This window comes from Amycolatopsis sp. NBRC 101858 (assembly GCF_030269325.1).
GTDB lineage: Bacteria > Actinomycetota > Actinomycetes > Mycobacteriales > Pseudonocardiaceae > Amycolatopsis > Amycolatopsis ponsaeliensis.
This window is the reverse complement of sequence record NZ_BSTD01000007.1, coordinates 23,252-38,610: the sequence shown is the minus strand read 5'-3', so window position 1 is coordinate 38,610 and position 15,359 is coordinate 23,252. Positions and strand designations below refer to the sequence as shown.

At 70.5% G+C, this 15,359-nt stretch carries 20 protein-coding genes; 11 read left to right on the top strand and 9 right to left on the bottom strand.

The features are described from left to right. Positions 1 to 170: 170 nt before the first annotated feature. Positions 171 to 665, bottom strand: coding sequence for a MarR family winged helix-turn-helix transcriptional regulator (locus tag QSK39_RS43605; protein WP_285483690.1), 495 nt, complete (start codon positions 663 to 665; stop codon positions 171 to 173). A 172-nt stretch (positions 666 to 837) separates the two neighbouring features. Between QSK39_RS43605 and QSK39_RS43600 the strand changes: the two genes are divergently transcribed. Further along, on the top strand, positions 838 to 1,176 hold the full coding sequence (locus QSK39_RS43600; protein ID WP_285483689.1) for a hypothetical protein: 339 nt from the start codon (positions 838 to 840) through the stop codon (positions 1,174 to 1,176). 9 nt (positions 1,177 to 1,185) lie between these two features. On the opposite strand, the gene QSK39_RS43595 is transcribed toward QSK39_RS43600, so the two are convergent. The 5 genes from QSK39_RS43595 to QSK39_RS43575 all read right to left on the bottom strand — a co-directional run bounded on the left by QSK39_RS43595 (position 1,186) and on the right by QSK39_RS43575 (position 5,047). Further along, positions 1,186 to 1,827, bottom strand: coding sequence for a DUF4142 domain-containing protein (locus tag QSK39_RS43595; protein ID WP_285483688.1), 642 nt, complete (start codon positions 1,825 to 1,827; stop codon positions 1,186 to 1,188). A 60-nt stretch (positions 1,828 to 1,887) separates the two neighbouring features. Continuing rightward, complete coding sequence (locus QSK39_RS43590) at positions 1,888 to 2,595, bottom strand: winged helix-turn-helix transcriptional regulator (RefSeq protein WP_285483687.1); 708 nt, start codon at positions 2,593 to 2,595, stop codon at positions 1,888 to 1,890. Then, positions 2,592 to 2,807, bottom strand: a complete 216-nt coding sequence (locus tag QSK39_RS43585; protein WP_285483686.1) for a hypothetical protein — start codon at positions 2,805 to 2,807, stop codon at positions 2,592 to 2,594. Before QSK39_RS43585 ends, QSK39_RS43590 begins: the two co-directional genes overlap by 4 nt. A 201-nt stretch (positions 2,808 to 3,008) precedes the next feature. Beyond that, positions 3,009 to 4,370, bottom strand: coding sequence for a HAMP domain-containing sensor histidine kinase (locus QSK39_RS43580; RefSeq protein ID WP_285483685.1), 1,362 nt, complete (start codon positions 4,368 to 4,370; stop codon positions 3,009 to 3,011). Next, the gene (locus QSK39_RS43575) at positions 4,367 to 5,047 is read right to left on the bottom strand and encodes a response regulator (RefSeq protein ID WP_285483684.1); all 681 of its coding nucleotides are present in this window, start codon (positions 5,045 to 5,047) and stop codon (positions 4,367 to 4,369) included. Before QSK39_RS43575 ends, QSK39_RS43580 begins: the two co-directional genes overlap by 4 nt. A 110-nt stretch (positions 5,048 to 5,157) precedes the next feature. On the opposite strand from QSK39_RS43575, the gene QSK39_RS43570 reads away from it, so the two are divergent. The 7 genes from QSK39_RS43570 (at position 5,158) to QSK39_RS43540 (ending at position 10,973) form a co-directional block, all read left to right on the top strand. Further along, the gene (locus QSK39_RS43570; RefSeq protein ID WP_285483683.1) at positions 5,158 to 5,715 is read left to right on the top strand and encodes a TetR/AcrR family transcriptional regulator; all 558 of its coding nucleotides are present in this window, start codon (positions 5,158 to 5,160) and stop codon (positions 5,713 to 5,715) included. Positions 5,716 to 5,733: 18 nt separating this feature from the next. Continuing rightward, complete coding sequence (locus QSK39_RS43565) at positions 5,734 to 6,927, top strand: FAD-dependent monooxygenase (protein ID WP_285483682.1); 1,194 nt, start codon at positions 5,734 to 5,736, stop codon at positions 6,925 to 6,927. Next, a complete protein-coding gene (locus QSK39_RS43560) occupies positions 6,924 to 7,382 on the top strand; it encodes a nitroreductase family deazaflavin-dependent oxidoreductase (RefSeq protein WP_285483681.1) in 459 nt (152 codons plus the stop codon). Before QSK39_RS43565 ends, QSK39_RS43560 begins: the two co-directional genes overlap by 4 nt. A 76-nt stretch (positions 7,383 to 7,458) precedes the next feature. Next, the gene (locus QSK39_RS43555) at positions 7,459 to 7,917 is read left to right on the top strand and encodes a hypothetical protein (protein ID WP_285483680.1); all 459 of its coding nucleotides are present in this window, start codon (positions 7,459 to 7,461) and stop codon (positions 7,915 to 7,917) included. A 7-nt stretch (positions 7,918 to 7,924) separates the two neighbouring features. Further along, the gene (locus QSK39_RS43550; RefSeq protein WP_285483679.1) at positions 7,925 to 10,036 is read left to right on the top strand and encodes a transglycosylase domain-containing protein; all 2,112 of its coding nucleotides are present in this window, start codon (positions 7,925 to 7,927) and stop codon (positions 10,034 to 10,036) included. Continuing rightward, positions 10,033 to 10,425, top strand: a complete 393-nt coding sequence (locus tag QSK39_RS43545) for an STAS domain-containing protein (RefSeq protein ID WP_285483678.1) — start codon at positions 10,033 to 10,035, stop codon at positions 10,423 to 10,425. Before QSK39_RS43550 ends, QSK39_RS43545 begins: the two co-directional genes overlap by 4 nt. 32 nt (positions 10,426 to 10,457) lie before the next feature. Continuing rightward, complete coding sequence (locus tag QSK39_RS43540; RefSeq protein ID WP_285483677.1) at positions 10,458 to 10,973, top strand: ATP-binding protein; 516 nt, start codon at positions 10,458 to 10,460, stop codon at positions 10,971 to 10,973. Positions 10,974 to 10,988: 15 nt separating this feature from the next. Here the strand turns inward: QSK39_RS43540 and QSK39_RS43535 are convergent, their stop codons facing one another. After that, positions 10,989 to 11,444, bottom strand: a complete 456-nt coding sequence (locus QSK39_RS43535) for a GbsR/MarR family transcriptional regulator (RefSeq protein WP_285483676.1) — start codon at positions 11,442 to 11,444, stop codon at positions 10,989 to 10,991. Between the two features lie 81 nt (positions 11,445 to 11,525). Between QSK39_RS43535 and QSK39_RS43530 the strand changes: the two genes are divergently transcribed. The 3 genes from QSK39_RS43530 to QSK39_RS43520 are packed head-to-tail and all read left to right on the top strand — an operon-like array spanning position 11,526 to position 13,208. Continuing rightward, entirely contained in the window at positions 11,526 to 12,428 is a 903-nt protein-coding gene (locus tag QSK39_RS43530) for an ABC transporter ATP-binding protein (RefSeq protein ID WP_285483675.1), read from the top strand. Continuing rightward, positions 12,418 to 12,945 (top strand): ABC transporter permease subunit, encoded by a 528-nt coding sequence (locus QSK39_RS43525; RefSeq protein ID WP_285483674.1) that lies wholly within the window; start codon positions 12,418 to 12,420, stop codon positions 12,943 to 12,945. Before QSK39_RS43530 ends, QSK39_RS43525 begins: the two co-directional genes overlap by 11 nt. Beyond that, complete coding sequence (locus QSK39_RS43520; RefSeq protein WP_285483673.1) at positions 12,936 to 13,208, top strand: hypothetical protein; 273 nt, start codon at positions 12,936 to 12,938, stop codon at positions 13,206 to 13,208. The genes QSK39_RS43525 and QSK39_RS43520 overlap by 10 nt, the downstream gene beginning before the upstream one ends. 7 nt (positions 13,209 to 13,215) lie before the next feature. Here QSK39_RS43520 and QSK39_RS43515 read toward each other — a convergent pair whose 3' ends face one another. Both QSK39_RS43515 and QSK39_RS43510 read right to left on the bottom strand, forming a co-directional pair. Next, the gene (locus tag QSK39_RS43515) at positions 13,216 to 14,082 is read right to left on the bottom strand and encodes an SAM-dependent methyltransferase (protein WP_285483672.1); all 867 of its coding nucleotides are present in this window, start codon (positions 14,080 to 14,082) and stop codon (positions 13,216 to 13,218) included. A 345-nt stretch (positions 14,083 to 14,427) separates the two neighbouring features. Further along, a complete protein-coding gene (locus QSK39_RS43510) occupies positions 14,428 to 15,279 on the bottom strand; it encodes an SDR family oxidoreductase (protein ID WP_285483671.1) in 852 nt (283 codons plus the stop codon). Positions 15,280 to 15,359: the final 80 nt, after the last annotated feature.

Here is a 15,359-nt window from a genome sequence, read left to right as displayed (position 1 = left end):
GGGTGATCGCGGCACTGGCCGACGTCCGGGACTTCGTCGCCGACGTGCTCGCTGGGCGTCGCAAAGGGGGCCGATCGGCCTCGGCAATGCCCGGCGATGGACCAGGGCTGACCGAGTTGCTGTCCGGCTACGCTGCCGGCCGGAACGCGCCGCGGTTCCGGTGACGTGGGTCAGGTCCAGACGGCTTCCGGGGCGACGGCCGAAGCGGGAGGTTCGCCGCCGGCCTCGGCGAACGCGGTGAGGCTGTCGACCAGGCCGTGCCGGGCCTCGTCCGGCATCCGGGCGACGATCTTCGCGATCTCCTTGCGTCGGCGCGCGGTCACCTGACGGACCACCTTCGTGCCTTCGCGGGTCAAGGCCAGCACGATCTCCCGCCGGGATACGGTGCTGTGCTGCCGGTCGACCATGCCGACGGTGACCAGGCGGTCGACCATCCGGCTTGCGGTCGAGGGCGTGACCTGCAGGTATTCCGCGAGATCGGCGTGCTTCAACGGTCCCCGCGTCTGCAGGACCACCAGCAGCCGGAACTGCGGCAGTGTGATCGCGTCGCCGGCGGCGGCGATCGAGCGGGCCGAGACGGCCACCAGCAGGCGAGACGCGGTCAGCACGGCGTCGGTGACAGCGTCGACGTCCGTCGCGTCGAGGGCAGGGGAGCTGCGAGGCATACCCACCAGTGTGCCTGACGTCGACGGGGGGCTGCCGGTCAGCCGCGCCGTATCTTCGCGATCCGCCCGATTGATCCCGCCATGTCCAACTGAGCAACGCCACTGGCAGTGCTGACAAAAGTATTGCATACTGCAACAATGTGTGGAGGGAACAGTATTCGAAGGGGTGCCCATGTGCCCGCGTGAAGGGCCTGGCCGCTCGATGTTCGGGACGATCGACCCGTACTGCCTGCTCGCCGTGCTGCCGATGCTGTTCGTCGCCGGGATCGTGGGAGTGCTGGTCAGCGTCCCCGTCGGCCTCGTCGTCGCGGTCGTCGCCGGCCTGATCGTCGTGTTCGACTCGTGGGCCAACCGGCCCGGTCCGGTGCCGCCCGTCCGGCGACCCCGACCGTCGGCGCAGGCGATGTCCGCGCCGGTGCGCCGCCCGCGTCCGCCCGCGGTACGGCCGGATCCGCGCCGGCCGCGGCCCGGGGTGCGGCAGCCGGCGCCCGGGGCGCCGTACCGCCGCTGACCCGCTGGTTCACAGGTCTGGCACCGGGAGCTGGGCGTAGTCGACGTCGCCGGTCTTCTCCAGCAGGTTGATGTGGGTCTTGATGTAGTCGCCCGCGAGATCCGCGAACGGCCGGACCAGGGTGTTGCGCGTGTCGGCGCGCACTGTGGACACCAGGATCAGGGCCTCGGCGTGGGCCTTGCGCAGGGTGTTGACGTAGTCCCGGTCGAACGCGTCCCCGAATTCGCCGCGCATGCGGTCGATCCCGGCCTGCATGTCGGGTGCGGGCCGGGTCGGAACGGCCAGGCCCATCCGGGTGCTGATGTCGGTGTCGCGGTTTTCGAGGTCCTTGTGCTGGGTGATGATGGTCTGGGCGGCGTCCTGGACGGCCGGGTTGGCCGAGCGCTGCAGGGCCCACGTCGACGTGGTGATCTCGCGGAGGCTGGTCTGTTCCACGATGGTGAGCAGCTTCCTCCCGGCGGGGCTGATCGGCCCGAACGGCGTCTCGGTGAGGTTGCCTTCGGTCAGCGTCCGCGGTGCGGCCGCGGCCGCCTGGCTGGTCGCCGCCGGTGCCTGGGGAGCCGTCACGACCTGGGCGTTGGGTGGAGCGCACGCGGTGACGGCGAGGGCGAGCGCGCCGCACAGCGCGATCCACGGCTTCCGGGACTTCATCGTCGGCCTCCAGGGGTTCGGTGTCTTCCGTTGGGGACACGGATCCCGGAGGCTGATGGTTCAGTCAAACTGTTGTGCCGTCATTCTGTTCGATGCGGAAACGTTCAGGGCTGACTCGGTGAACCGGTTGCGGCCGAGCCAGGCGATCGTGTTCCGGACCGCTTCGCGGGTTCCGTCGAACCGGATCACCCGGTCGGCCAGCGCGTCCCGCCAGGTCCGATGGCCAAGCCAGACCCCGGCGAGAGCGGACACCGTGCAATCGATCCGGGCGATCGTGGGCAACCGGGGATCGCTATCGGTGGGCGAAGCCCCTTCCGGCGACAGGACCAGCCACCACCAGCGCGGTGGCGGGGTCTCGGCGAACCTCAGGTGCAGGGAGACCGGCTGCCGGGGGAGCCGGGCCGGGTCGATGCCCCGGCAGATGTCGAGCAGCAGAAGGTTCGGCTTCAGGTCACCGCTGCGGGGTGGCGGCATCCAGCGCCGACCCCAATGACCCAGCTGCTCGATCACCGGCGCGAGGGCGCGGCCGGCCGGGGTGAGCGCGAAACGTCCCTCGCCGGTGGACGAGAGCCGCGTCACCACGCCGGCTTCGGCGAGCTGTTTGAGCCGGCGGGCCAGCAGCGCGGACGACATTCCCGGCACACCCCGGGCGATCTCGCTGGTACGGCTGTTGCCGTGCAGCAGTTCGCGGACCACGAGCAGGGTCCAGGTGTGGCCGAATACCTCGGCCGCCGCGGCCACCGGGCAGTGCTGGCGGTAGGCGGTCATGCGTGCTGGAGCGTGCGCAGGACGCGGAACCGGGCCAGCCGGTGCAGCATCTCACCCATCGCTTCGGGCACGATCTGGCCTTCGAGATCGGTGCGGGCCGACCGGACGATCGCGGTGATGTCGGTTGCGGGCAGCAGCGAGGCGAACTCACCGGTCAGCCAGGTGCTGACCTCGTCGGTGATGGAGTCGGCCTGGTGGCTTTGGACGGTCATGCCCTCATTGTGTGGGCGAGGGCGAGGGCTGCACCTGACGACTGGCTGACGATTCGGGCGGGCACGGCGTCGGCGGGGCGGGCCGGCTCGTCACGGTCGGGGTGGCGGTCGGCACCGGGGTCGTGATCGGTTCCGGCTCGTCTTCGGTGGTGACCCCGCAGCCTGCGACGCACGCCACGATCAGCAGTGCCAGAGCGGTTCTCATGTCGTGGCCTCCGGGAGTTCGACGACGAAGCGAGCACCGCCACCGGGGCGGTCCTCGACCCAGACGTGGCCGCCGTGGCGGTGGACGTGGTCGGCGACGATGGCCAGCCCGAGGCCGCTGCCGGTGTCCTGGTCGCGGCGGGCGGCGTGCAGGCCGCGCGCGAACCGTTCGAAGATCCGTTCGCGCAGGGCGGGTGGGACGCCGCTGCCGGCGTCGTCGACGACGATCCGGGCCCGGTCGTCGTGGCGCAGGACGGTGACGGAGATCGCGCCGCCGCCGTAGTGGTCGGCGTTGTCCAGAAGGTTGGCGACCACCCGGTCGATCCGGCGGCGGTCCGCGGACACCAGCGGCGTGTCGGGATCGGTCTCGATGCGCACGTCGGCGGCGAGTCTGCTGTCGACGACGTTGCGCACGAGCTCACCGAGGTCGACCAGTTCGACGGCACTGTCGGCCTCGTCCTGGTCGGCTCGCGAAATCTCCAGGAGGTCGACGACCATCCGCTGGAACCGCCGCAGTTCCGCTCGCAGTAGCCGCAGTGCACGTTGCGCCGTCGGCGGCATGGCGTCCTGCCGGCGTTCCAGCACCTCGCTCACGTTGACCATGGTGGTCAGCGGGGAGCGCAGTTCGTGGCTGACGTCGGAGGCGAACCGGGCGTCTCGGCGCACGCGCTGTTCCAGCTGCCCGGCGGTCGTGTTGAAGCTCGTGGCCAAGGGCGCGAGATCGGGATCGGACTGGTCGGGGAGCCGGGCCGCGAGGTCTCCTCGGGCGACGCGGGACGCGGCCGTCGTCAGGGCGGTCAACGGGCGCAGAGCCCGGCGCGCGGCCCAGGCGCCGAGGCCGACCCCGAAGAGCGCGGCCACGACGGTGCCGGCGATGAGCAGGGTGCTCAGGTAGCGGAACGTGCGGTCCAGCTCCAGCAGCGGGTACAGCTCGACGTAGACGCTGTCCGGGCCGACCGGGGTCGCCACGCCCAGCACCGGAATCCCGTCGGCGGAGAACCGCTGCCGCGCGGACACCCCGCGATGGGCTTCGTCGAGCAGGCCGGCCGGGACTATCGCCGGATCGACCTGACGGCCACTGGTCAGCCAGCCGGCCGGGCGGGACAGCAGGATCGAGGAGTCCGGGCCGGTCGCCAGCCCGGTGAGCAGCTCGTCGAGGTCGTCGGCGTGCTCGGCCAGCGCGGTGATGACGAGGCGGACGTTGACCTCCGACTGGCGGGTGACACTCTGCTCGCGCTGGTCGAGCATGTAACCGGTGGTGAGGTTCCAGGTGGCCACCGCGAGGATGGTCATCACCAGTGCCAGGCCGATGCCGAACGCGGCCGCGACCCGCCAGCGCAGCGAAAGCCGGCGGATCACGGCTCGGAAGCGATGCGGTAGCCGCTGCCCCGCACGGTCAGCACCAGGGTGGGGGAGTCGGGGTCGGGCTCGACCTTGCGGCGCAGCCGTCTGATGTGGACGTCGAGCAGCCGCGTGTCGCCGAAGTAGTCGTGCCCCCACACCCGCTGCAGCAGCTGCTCGCGGGTGACGACCTTGCCCTCGGCCGCGGCGAGCTCGGCCAGCAGCCGGAATTCGGTACGCGTCAGGTGCACGGGGACGCCGTCGCGGTGGACGGCTTCCTCGTCCGGCCGGATTTCGAGGCCGCCGAGGGTGAAGCGGGCCGGACGGTCCGGCGTCGCCCGGCGGAGGAGGGCTCGGATGCGGGCCGCGAGCTCGCCGGCCACCAGCGGTTTGGTGACGTAGTCGTCGGCGCCCGCCTCGAGGCCCGCGATGACGTCCTGGGTATCGGTGCGGGCCGTGATGACGATGATCGGGAGGTCACCGCGCTCGCGGACGGCGCGGCAGACGGTGAGCCCGTCGATGCCCGGCAGCATGAGGTCGAGCAGCACCACGTCGACCGTGGTGGACTCCAGCAGCTCCAAGCCGTCCTCGCCGGTCGGCGCGGTCGTCACGGCGAAGTCTTCGTCTTCCAGGGCGAGACTGAGGGCCTCGCTGATCATCACGTCGTCTTCGACGAGTAGTACTCGCGTCGGCATTCTCCGGATCCTATCAGCAGACAAATTGTTGCATAGACGAATAGTTGTGCTAGTCTGATCCGGTCATTGCAGGGCGAGTGTTCAGGGCGATCGCCCTGGAGGAGGTCGTGATGCCGTCTCCGTCCGCCACCCGGGGCGAGGCCGTCCGGCGGCGACTGGTCGCCGCCGCCGTCGAGCTGATCCCGGAACGCGGGTGGACGGCGGTGAGCACCCGCGTGCTGGCCGAGCGGGCCGATGTCACGCCGAGCGTGGTGCATTACCACTTCTCGTCGGTGCAAGCCGTGTTGGTGGAAGCGGTGCTGGGGGCGATGCGAGCGGTGTCGGCCGAACTCGGTCCCGTGCTCGCCGCGGCGAGCACGGCGGAAGAGGTGGTCGACGCGATGGTGGCGGCGGTCGAGCAGTACACCGGCACCGACCCCATGTCGCTGTTGTTCGTCGAGGGCTATCTCGCCTCGACTCGGGACACCACGCTGCGCGCGGGCATTGCGGCGGTCCTGGCCGATCTTCGGGGCGTGCTCGGCGACCGGCTCCGGCAGTTCGGCGTGGTGGATCCGGACGGTACGGCCGTGGTGCTCGGCGCCGCGATCGACGGGTTGCTCATGCACCGCGCGGTGGCTCCGGACACGACTCCGGCCGGGGTGGCCGGAGTACTGCGGCGGATCGTCTGAAACGAAGGAGGCAGAACGGTGAAAGTCGTGGTGTGCGGAGCCGGGATCACCGGCCTGGCGGTGGCGAACAAGCTCGCGGGTGACGGAGCCGAGGTGGTGGTGCTGGAGCGGGCGCCGGCACCTCGCGAACAGGGATACATGATCGACTTCTTCGGTGCCGGCTTCGACGCGGCCGAGGACCTGGGCGTGCTGCCACGGATCCTGCAGCTGGCCTACCGGGTGGACGAGGCGAGCCTGCTCGACGAACGAGGCCGCCGTCGCGCGGGAGCGCGGTACACGACGTTCGCCCGGACACTGCGGGACCGCTTGTGCGGCATCATGCGGCCCGACCTCGAGCTGGCGCTGCGCGAGCATCTGCCGTCCACTGTGGACCTCCGGTTCGGCGCCGGAGTGACGGCGGTCGAGGACCTGGGCGACCGCGTGCGGGTGACCGCCGGGGGCCAGGTCGTCGAGGCGGACGTGCTCGTCGGCGCCGACGGGATCCACTCCGCGGTGCGACGGCTGGTGTTCGGCGCGGACGACCGGTTCCTGCGGTACCTCGGCTTCCACACCGCGGCGTTCGTGTTCACCGACCCCGAGATCCACCACGCGGTGGGTGATCGGTTCTGCCTCACCGACACCATCGGGCGGCAGATGGGTTTCTACGGCCTGCGCGACGGCCGGGTCGCCGCCTTCGCTGTCCACCGCACCGATGATGCCCGGCTGCCCGAGGACACGAGGGCGGCGCTGCGGGAAGAATACGGTTCGCTGGGCTGGCTGGTGCCTCGCGCGCTGCGGCGGTGTCCACCGAGCGAGGCCGTGTACTACGACCAGGTCGCCCAGATCGTCATGCCCCGCTGGAGCCATGGGCGCGTCGTGCTCGCCGGGGACGCGTGCTCCGCCGTCTCGCTGATCGCCGGGCAAGGCGCCTCGCTCGGCGTCGCCGGTGCCTTCGTCCTAGGTGAACAGCTGCTGCGGAACCAGGCGGTCACCGACGCGTTCGCCGAGTACGAGCGTCTGATGCGGCCGGTGGTCGAGGAGAAGCAGCAGGTGGCCCGCCGCAGTGCCCGCTGGTTCCTGCCGGAGAGCCCCCTCCAGCTGGGGATCCGGCGTGCGGCGCTGCGGCTGGCCCGGGTTCCCGTTCTCGACCGCTACGTCGCCGGCGTGCTCGCGGGCAAGTCCACCGCGGTGGTCACGAACCTCCGCCGGGCCGCTGCCGGGGCAGCGCGGTGAACCGGATTGTCAGGTTCGTCTTCCGTGCGCCGGTCCGGTTGTACGACCGGGGATTCGGGCGGCTGCTCGGTGGGCGGTTCCTGTGCCTGACCCACCTCGGGCGGAAGTCCGGGCGGATGTACCGGACGGTGCTCGAAGTCGTCGGCCAGGACGGTGAGGAGTTCGTCGTCGTGGCCGGGCTCGGTGCGGGAGCGGACTGGTACCGCAACATCCAGGCCCATCCGCCGGTCGAGGTGGTCGTCGGGCGGAGCCGGTTCCCGGCCGAACACCGGGTCCTCGGGGAAGACGAGGCCGTCGCGGCCATCGCCGGCTACGAGCACCGCAACCGGATGGCGGGACCCGTGGTGCGGTTCGCGCTGGGGAAGCTGCTGGGATGGCGTTACGACGGCACCGATCTCGCGCGCCGCCGGATGGCGCGGCAGCTGCCCTTGGTCGGACTGCGGCCGCGATCGTAAGGCAGTCGTCAGTTGAAAGTCCTTCTTCCCGTGTCAGGGTGAAACCCGAGCGAAGGAGAAGGAAGGTGAGCACGACATGACGACCGACGTAGCGGTGACGGAGACCTCCACGACCTGGGAGCTTCCCGAGGTCCGCAAGCTGCGCCTGGACGCGGAACGGGTCTGGGAAGCAGCGGGAGCGCACCGCAGCCTGGCGGTCGAGCTGGAGACCGGTGCCGAACCCGATGGTCTCTACCGAGGCAAGCTGCAGCGGTGTCTCGCGGACGTAGCCGATTACCACGCGATGGCCTACCAGGAACTTGCAGTCGCTGCTGAAGCACGCGGCGAAGCTCGCCGGTACCCGCGACACACTCCACAGTGGGCGAGGCTGGTCGAGGAGTCGTTCGCGGCGATCCGCCGGGCGGAAGCCCACCACGAACGCGCCGCGGCGCAGTCGGCCACTGCCGCCGGTGACGACGCTGCGGCACGCCGGCACCTGGCGGCAGCGGAAGAAGCGGACCGGCGCGCCCTGGCGCCGATGAAGCGCAGCGCCTGAACCACCGATGCGACGATTCCGACCCGCACGGCTGGCCGGGCTCTACGCGATGGCCGGCGTCCTGCTGGCCGGGGTGCTGGCACCACCGGCCATCGCCGCCGGGCTCCTGTCCAATGAGGTCGGTGACTCGGTCGCGGCGATCGAAGCCGATCTCGCGGCCGAGCAGCCACCGCTGACGACGACCGTGACCGACCGCGACGGACAGCCGATCGCCGTCCTGTACGACCAGTACCGGTTGCCGGTCACCGCCGAGGCGATTTCGCCCGCTATGAAGGCGGCTGTCATCGCCGTCGAAGACCGGCGGTTCTACGACGAGGGCGCGGTCGATCCGCGGGGCGTGCTCCGGGCGCTGGCCAACAACGCCGCCGGCGGCGACACCCAGGGTGCCTCGACGATCACCCAGCAGTACGTGAAGAACTTCCTCATCAACGTCGTGCACCGTGGCGATCTTGCGGCTCAGCAAAAGGATCGCGAGAACTCCGTGGCTCGCAAGCTTCGGGAAGCGAAGCTGGCCGTCCGGGTCGATCGCACGATGAGCAAGGACGAGATCTTGGCGGCGTACCTCAACGTCGTCCAGTTCAGCGGCCGGGTCTACGGCGTCGCCGCCGCGGCCGAGGCCTACTTCGGGACGAGCGCCGCGAAGCTCACGGTCCCGCAGGCGGCCTTGCTCGCCGGAATGGTGAACAGCCCCTCCCGCTTCGACCCTTATGCCCATCCGGACGCGGCCAAGGCCCGGCGCGACGTCGTCCTGGACGCGATGGCCGATGCGGGCTCTCTCCCTGTGCCCGCCGCGCGCGAGGCGAAGGCCACCGCGCTGGGCGTCCTCCCCGGAGGCCCTCGGACGCCGGCCCCGAACTGCCTGAGCGCCAAGCCCGAGGCCGGATTCTTCTGCGCCTACGCGGTGGACTACCTCGAACGGCACGGCTTCACGCCGGACCGGCTCGCCACCGCGGGGTTGACCATCCGCACCACCCTGGACCCGAAGGTCGCCGAGGTGACCAAACAAGCCGTGTCGAAGAACGTGCACACCCGCGAACCGGGTGTCGCCGGCACCATGGCGGTGATCCGCCCGGGGGAGCAGAGGCACGAGGTCCTGGCGATGGTCGCGAACCGCGACTACGGCGTCGACGCCGACGAAGGCGAGCGATCCACGGACGTCGTCGGCGGGGTCAGCGATCCGTTCGGCGCCGGCTCGGTGTTCAAGATCTTCACCGCCGCCGCGGCCCTCGAAGCCGGCGAGGCCGGGCTCCGCACGCCGCTGCCCAATCCACGCAGCGACTGCTTTACACCACCCGAGGCCGATCGGCACACGCGCTGCTACCCGGTCGCCAACCTCGGCACCTACCCCGATCCGATCACGCTCGCCGACGCCCTCGCCACGTCACCCAACGTGGCGTTCGTCGGCCTCGAGCAGCGTGTCGGCGTCCCGGCGGTGCTCGACATGGCCCGCAGGCTAGGTCTTCGCCGCACCCTCGCGACCAACGCCGCGGGCGGCGCGCCGATCACCGATCCGGGAGACGTGCGCTCGAAGGATCCCCGTTACGGCCGGCCGCAAGCGGAGTACTTCCGCGGGCTGCTGTCGTTCACCCTCGGCACCAGCCCGGTGAGCCCGTTGGAGTTGGCGAACGTGTCGGCGACGCTGATGAGCGGCGGCGTCTGGTGCCCGCCGGACCCGATCCTGTCGGTGACCGGACGCGACGGCGCTCCGGTTCCGGTCCAGGGGGAACCGTGCGAGCGCGTCGTCCCGAAGGATCTCGCCGACACGCTGCGCGATGGTTTGAGCGAAGACACCGTGTCCGGCACGTCGGCGCGGGCGGCCCGGGTTGCCGGGTGGGACCGCCCGGACTTCGGCAAGACCGGCACGACGCAGGACAGCAGGTCGGTCGCCTTCGTCGGCGGTGTGAACGACTTCGCCGTCTCCTCGCTGGTGTTCGCCGACGGTCCGGCGCCACGGACGGTGTGCCCCGGTCCGCCGGTGCACCTCGGCGAATGCGGCCACGGTGCCTTCGGTGGGACGGTCGCCGCGCCGCCGTACTTTCGCGCGATGGAGCGGCTGCTCGCGGGCGAGCCGGACCAGCCCGTTCCCCCGGCCGACCCCCGTTACCTGAGGGCGCGATGACCGGCGATGGCATGGGGCCGCCACCCGGGCCCGCACCGGAGCAGCTGCTGACCGTGGCGGTCGATGAGGGCGACGACGCCGTGCTGCTCACCCTTGCCGGAGAGGTCGACGGCCTGACCGCGGCCCGGCTGCGCGGTGCCGTCACCTGGGCGCTCGCCGAGCTGGACGGCCGCGTGCTGGTGGTCGATCTGACCGCGGTCGGTTTCCTGGGCGCGCCCGGCCTGCGCCTGCTGTTCGACACCGCGGCGCTGGCTGCGATGGTGCCCGGCTACCGGACCCTGCGCGTCGTGGTCGACCGGAACCGGCCGGTGCCGGGCCCGCTCGAGATCACCGGGCTGGACAAGGTGCTCGCGCTGTACCACGAGGTGAGCGATGCGCTCGCCGAGTGACATGTGCTGGTCGAAGGAAAGGTGACGAACCGGTGCCATCGACATCCGGGCAGGAAGACGACGCGGTCAACCGGTGGCAGGCGCGACCGTTCCGCGCCGGCGCGGCTCTCCGGCTCGTGCTCGCCGCCGGCTGGATTTCCCCTTCCGTCGCCCGGAGCCGGTTCCGGGACTGGCTCGGGGCGCACCGCTGGCCGGAGGACGAGGTGGACGACCTCGTGCTCGCGGTGAGCGAAGCGGTGAGCAACAGCATCGAACACGGCTACGGCGTCCCCGTGGACTCGGCGCTGCTGCCTCATCCCGGACAGATCGAAGTCACCGCCGCCGTGAAGCAATCCGCCGTCGGTGCCCGCCACGTCGAGCTGACGGTCCGGGACGCGGGGACCTGGCGGGAACCGGGGCAGGGGCCGATTCCACGCGGGTACGGGCTGGACCTGATGCGCGCGGCGGGGCTCTACTTCGTGGTCGAACGCTCCGCGGAGGGGACGCGGATCCGGTTCACCAGCAGACCGGTGGCCGACATCGCCGCCTCGCCGCCGGACGGGCGGTAGTCCGGCCGCGTGTCGTCAAGTGGCGCTGGGTGTCTCCGCCTCGCCGGCCCGCCAGCGATCGATCACGGCGGGGAGTTCGCGCATGATGTAGGTGTAGAAGTCGCGCATGTCGGCCAGCCGCTGCGCCGCCAGGCTGTTGTCGCCCGCCGCTTCGATCCCGCGTTCGGCGGCCTTCTGCATCTGCCCGACGACGGCGTTCTGGGTGGACATCAGCCGGGCCCAGCCGTCGGCGGGGAAGCGGAAGTGCTCACGGCGGCTGCCGGGCGCCGGGACGCGTTCGATCAGTCCTACCGGCTCCAGTGCCTTGATCGCGGTGGACACCGAGCCACGGCTGGCCCCCAGCTGGTCGGCGATCTCACCGGCAGTGGTGGTCTCCTGCTCGCTGAACAGCAACGCGGCCAGCACTCGCGCGGTCATGCGCTGCAGGCCGTGCTGGGTGAGCGTGAGTGCGAACTCTTCCGCCGCGGTCATGCTTCTCCGTCCGTCGCCTTGATGGAATCCTAACCTTTCCGAGTGTTCGAAAATGTCAGAACATCGAGTACATTCTCCCTCATGGAAGCCGCCATCGAGCTCGACCACCTCAGCAAGAGCTACGGCCGCCGGCGCGGCCTCGTCGACCTCTCTCTGCAGGTCCGGTGCGGGGAGGTGTTCGGATATCTGGGGCCCAACGGGGCGGGGAAGTCGACCACCATCCGGCTGCTGCTCGACCTGATCCGTCCGGACGGTGGCCGGGCGCGGGTGCTCGGCCTCGACCCGCGGCGCGACGCCGTGGCGGTGCACCGGCGGGTCGGCTACCTGGCCGGCGACTTCGTCGTCGATCCCCGGCAGAGCGTCGACGAGTGCCTGACGTTCCTGGCGAACCTGCGCGGCGGCGTCCCGCGGGCCCGGGTCACCGACCTCGCCGAGCAGCTCGACCTGGAGCTGCCGGCGCGGATCAAGACCTTGTCCAAGGGCAACCGGCAGAAAGTCGGCCTGGTCCATGCGTTCATGCACCAGCCGGAGCTGCTGATCCTCGACGAACCCACTTCAGGGCTCGATCCGCTGGTGCAGCAGACTTTCCTGCGGCTGGTCGCCGAGGCTCGCGCCGCGGGCCAGACGGTGCTGATGTCGAGCCACGTCATGAGCGAGGTCGAGCGCGTCGCCGATCGCGTCGGCATCATCCGGGAAGGCCGTCTGATCGCCCTCGACACGGTCGCGGGCATGCGTGAACGCGCGGTTCGCACCGTGCGGATCATCTTCGCCGAGCCGCCGCCGGCCGACGAGTTCGCCGGCCTGCCCGGCGTCGACGACCTCCGGCTGGACGGTGCGGTGCTGCATTGCCGCGTCGCGGGCAGTCCCGATGCCCTGCTCAAAGCCGTCGCGCGGCACACCGTCACCGACCTGCTCAGCGAGGAACCCGACCTCGAGGACCTCTTCCTCACCTTCTACGAAGGACGTGACCGCGTTGCTGCGTAGCGTTTTCACCAAGACTCTTCGGGATCACCGCCGGACGTTGCCGGTCTGGGCGGTCGCCACCGCGGCCGTCGCGGCGATGTACGCGAGCTTCTACCCCCAGGTCTCCGGCGGTGCGATGCGGGACATGGTCGCGAACTTCCCGCAGGCGCTGCGCGAGGCCTTCCACCTCGACGACCTGTCCTCGGCCGCCGGCTACCTGCAGTCCACCACCTTCGGGCTGCTCGTCCCGCTGCTCATCGTCGGCTACGGCATCACGACGGGAACCCGCGCGATCGCCGGTGACGAGGAAGCAGGCCACCTCGACGTGCTAGTCACCCACCCGGTCAGCCGTACGCGGCTTCTCCTGCACCGCTTCGCTGCCTTGGCTGTCGGATGCGCGGGCATCGGCGCTGTCGTGTTCCTGGCCATGCTGGTGATCCGCGGCGCCGCCCAGCTGGACACCGTCGCGATCGGCGGGTTCGCCGCGCAAAGCCTCTCCGCCGCGCTTCTCGGGGTCGTTTCGGTGCCGTGGCCATGATGCTCGGCGCGGTCACCGGGCGGCGTGGCCGGGTGCTCGGCGTCTCTGCTGCCTTGGCCATCCTGGCGTACGCGGCCAACACGTTCGCCGTTCAGCTCGGGGCCGGCTGGGCGCGCGCACTGTCCCCGTTCCGGTACTACATCGGCGGGGAACCGCTGAAGAACGGCATCCAGTGGGCCGACGCCGGGGTGCTCGCCGGTACGACGGGGATCTTGATCGCCGTCGCTGCGGCGAGCTTCACCCGGCGCGATCTCGCTACCTGAACCGGGATCAGCGACGTCCGGCGTAGACGGATCGTTCGACGTCCGACACGGGCAGCTCGCGCCCGCTCGGGCGAACGTAGCGGTCGGTGAACTCGGCCGGGCCGCACTGTTCGACCACCTGCCAGCCGTATTCGGCCAGGAACGCGCCGACCTCGTCCGGGTTCAGCCCGAAATGCCACAACCGGCGCTTCACCACGAACTCGTCGAAGGCGGCCTGGGCGCCGAAAGTCTCCGTGCCGTCGAGAAAATCCCGGCGGATGTAGGTGAACGCCAGCTTGCTGCCGGCCGGTGCGGCGGACAGAGTGTCCAGGGTGCGGCGCACGGCGGCCTCGGTCAGGTACTGGGTCACGGCCTCCCAGACGAAGAACGTCCGCTGATCACGTCGATAACCGTGCTTGCCGAGCTCCGCGGCCAGATCCTGGGTCTCGAAGTCGACGGGAACCAGTGTGACGGTCTCGGGTGTCCTCCCGAACGCCTTCCGCAGCGCGGTTTTCTTGCGGGCGACGTTCTCGGGCAGGTCCACCTCGTAGACCGGAATGCCCCGGAGTGCGGTAAGCCGGTACGCGCGGGTGTCGAAGCCGGCACCCAGGATGACCACCGCATCGATTTCCGCTTCGGCGGCGGCAAGCAGCTTGTCGTCGATGAACCGCTTGCGGCACAACATGCTCGCCCACAAGCCGGGTATCTTCGTTTCCGTCGCCGAAACGAGCGCCTTCCGCAGCGGTCGCCAGGCAGCCAACGTGACGGTGATCCGGCCGGCGGCGGGAAGCATCCTGCGAGCGAGGCTGTCCGCCACCAGCGGCGAGGCTTCGTACTGGTCGGTGGCGACGATGACCATCGGTCCGAGCGCGGTTCCGTCGGGGCCCTGCGGCATGGCGTGCTCCTCGTGTCGACGACTGAACGACGCCGACCAGGCTTCCCGGCACACCGCTGCTCAGGCTACCCATCATCGTCCGGCGGGTGAAGGGCCGGACCGGCGGTGTTCCGAGGCGGTGCGGTCCCGGGGAGCCCTCCGCGGTCGAATCGGCGGTGCGTCATCCGGAGGGCGGTCGCGAGCACGGCGAAACCGGCGATGAGAGCCAATGCGTCGAGCAGATCGGACACGACGTCCTCCTCCAGTCACGTGGCGGCCGCATGACATCAAGCGATCCGAGGGTACGCCGCCTGCTGCGCGGAGACGGGTTCGAGCGCTTGCCGGCCGGTCGCGGCCGGCAGCGCGCTAGGAGAAGGCTTCGATGTGCTCGGCGAGGAAGGTGCGCAGGCTGCACGGTGTTTCGCCGGTGAGCGCTTTCACGTCGTCCGACAGCCAAGCTGCGTCGCCTTCGGCTATCAAGCCGAACGCCTGGGCGTTGGAGTCCGCGACGGTCTCGGGGACGCCTGCGCCGATCATCGCCGCGCGGTGTTCGGCCGGGGTGATCCGGCGGTATTCGACGGGATGTCCCAGTGCGGCGGTGAGTTCCTTCGCGACGTCGGTGTAGGTGATCAGTTCCGGTCCGGTCAGCCAGTAGGTCCGGCCGGTGTGTTCGCTCGGCGCGGTCACGATTGCGGTCGCGGCGGCGGCGACGTCCCGCGCGTCGATCATGCCGACCTGGCCGTCGCCGGCCGACATCGGGAAGCTCCGCGTCCGGGAGACCATCGGCGCCAGCGCGAGCAGGTTCTGCAGGTAGGCGTTCGGCCGGAGCAGTGTGTGCGCGAGGCCGGTGGCTTCCAGGTGGGCCTCGATCCGTGCCTGCCCCCGGCGCCGGGCGACCGGGGAGTCGGCCGAGGCTTTGCTGCTGACCTTGACGATGTGCGTCACTCCGTGGCGGACGGCTGCGTCGATGACCGCCATTTCCTGGGCCGGTACCGCGGGGCTGACGAGCAGCACGGTGTCGACGTCGCGCATCGCGGCGTCGAGCGTGTCGGGGTGATCGAAGTCGCCGATGGCGACCTCGACATCGCCGCGGGGTGCGCGGGACGGATCGCGGACCAGCGCCCGTACGGGGTGGTGCTGCGCCGCGAGCTGCCGGACCGCTTCCGAGCCGACCTTGCCGGTCGCGCCGGTGACCAGGATCAACGTGGTCTCCTTCACGAGATTCCGCAGAATGGATTGATCTATCCAAAGTAGCTTCGCTAAGATTGGATCGTCAAGTCCAATCTGAGATAGGTGAG

What these genes read in the sequence shown, in the direction of transcription:
- QSK39_RS43545 (WP_285483678.1), top strand. Translation starts at nt 10,033, where the DNA reads ATGACCGGCGATGGCATGGGGCCGCCACCCGGGCCCGCACCGGAGCAG.
- QSK39_RS43605 (WP_285483690.1), bottom strand. Translation starts at nt 665, where the DNA reads ATGCCTCGCAGCTCCCCTGCCCTCGACGCGACGGACGTCGACGCTGTC.
- QSK39_RS43570 (WP_285483683.1), top strand. Translation starts at nt 5,158, where the DNA reads ATGCCGTCTCCGTCCGCCACCCGGGGCGAGGCCGTCCGGCGGCGACTG.
- QSK39_RS43555 (WP_285483680.1), top strand. Translation starts at nt 7,459, where the DNA reads ATGACGACCGACGTAGCGGTGACGGAGACCTCCACGACCTGGGAGCTT.
- QSK39_RS43515 (WP_285483672.1), bottom strand. Translation starts at nt 14,082, where the DNA reads ATGCCGCAGGGCCCCGACGGAACCGCGCTCGGACCGATGGTCATCGTC.
- QSK39_RS43550 (WP_285483679.1), top strand. Translation starts at nt 7,925, where the DNA reads ATGCGACGATTCCGACCCGCACGGCTGGCCGGGCTCTACGCGATGGCC.
- QSK39_RS43535 (WP_285483676.1), bottom strand. Translation starts at nt 11,444, where the DNA reads ATGACCGCGGCGGAAGAGTTCGCACTCACGCTCACCCAGCACGGCCTG.
- QSK39_RS43575 (WP_285483684.1), bottom strand. Translation starts at nt 5,047, where the DNA reads ATGCCGACGCGAGTACTACTCGTCGAAGACGACGTGATGATCAGCGAG.
- QSK39_RS43530 (WP_285483675.1), top strand. Translation starts at nt 11,526, where the DNA reads ATGGAAGCCGCCATCGAGCTCGACCACCTCAGCAAGAGCTACGGCCGC.
- QSK39_RS43590 (WP_285483687.1), bottom strand. Translation starts at nt 2,595, where the DNA reads ATGACCGCCTACCGCCAGCACTGCCCGGTGGCCGCGGCGGCCGAGGTA.
- QSK39_RS43600 (WP_285483689.1), top strand. Translation starts at nt 838, where the DNA reads ATGTGCCCGCGTGAAGGGCCTGGCCGCTCGATGTTCGGGACGATCGAC.
- QSK39_RS43585 (WP_285483686.1), bottom strand. Translation starts at nt 2,807, where the DNA reads ATGACCGTCCAAAGCCACCAGGCCGACTCCATCACCGACGAGGTCAGC.
- QSK39_RS43595 (WP_285483688.1), bottom strand. Translation starts at nt 1,827, where the DNA reads ATGAAGTCCCGGAAGCCGTGGATCGCGCTGTGCGGCGCGCTCGCCCTC.